This is a genomic window from Oleiphilus sp. HI0043 (assembly GCF_001634935.1).
Map to the genome: position 1 here is coordinate 1 of NZ_LWEY01001754.1, position 737 is coordinate 737.

At 41.1% G+C, this 737-nt stretch carries 1 protein-coding gene; it reads right to left on the reverse strand.

Annotation, left to right across the window (positions count from 1 at the left end; genetic code table 11):
• The coding region (locus tag A3729_RS26765) for a murein hydrolase activator EnvC (RefSeq protein WP_156498161.1) at window positions 1–737 on the reverse strand (737 nt) is incomplete at both ends.

Here is a 737-nt window from a genome sequence, read left to right on the forward strand (position 1 = left end):
TCACCTGCTCTAACCCAGTCTCCGGTATCTTTTGCAAGGCTCTTATTGTTACCGTACAAACTCATGTAATTATTACCATGATCGATAATAATGAGCAAACCAAAGCCACGTATCCAGTTAGAAAATATAACTCTTCCAGAATGGATGGCTTGAACTTCCTGGTTGTTTTTTGTCTCAATATGAATGCCATTGAGCTTTAGCTTACCCTGAGCAATTCGACTACCAAAGCGCCCAATGACTTTACCTTTCGCAGGCCACGGAAGCTTGGTTTTTTGTTTGCTAAACGGAGCGGCGTCGTCAGGGAGGGGGATGTTGGCAATGGCTTGCTCTAATTCGTTCAGAAGCTTCTCTAGGCGCGCTTGGTCTTTGCGCATTTTTTCAAGACGCTGCGTGTTATTTTTTATATTGGCCTTGAGTTTTGCGAGTACCTGTTTACGAGCTGCTTGTTCTTTTTTCAGCTCTAAGCGCTGTTGTTGTTGAAGCTTATGCTGTTCGTGCAGTTTATTTTTCTTAACAAGTATTTTTTTCTCGGTATTTTTTATGATGTTAAGAATGTCTTGTACCTCGGAAATTTTTTCACTACGCGCTTCATTAATATAGGCAAAGAAACGCATATCCTTAGCAAGTTCCTGGGGGTTATTAGAGTTTAAAAGAAGTTTGGTTTGAGATTGTTCCCCGTGCAGGTACGCACGTTGTAATTGCTTTATTAAGAACGACTGCTGTTTTTTTAGCGCCTT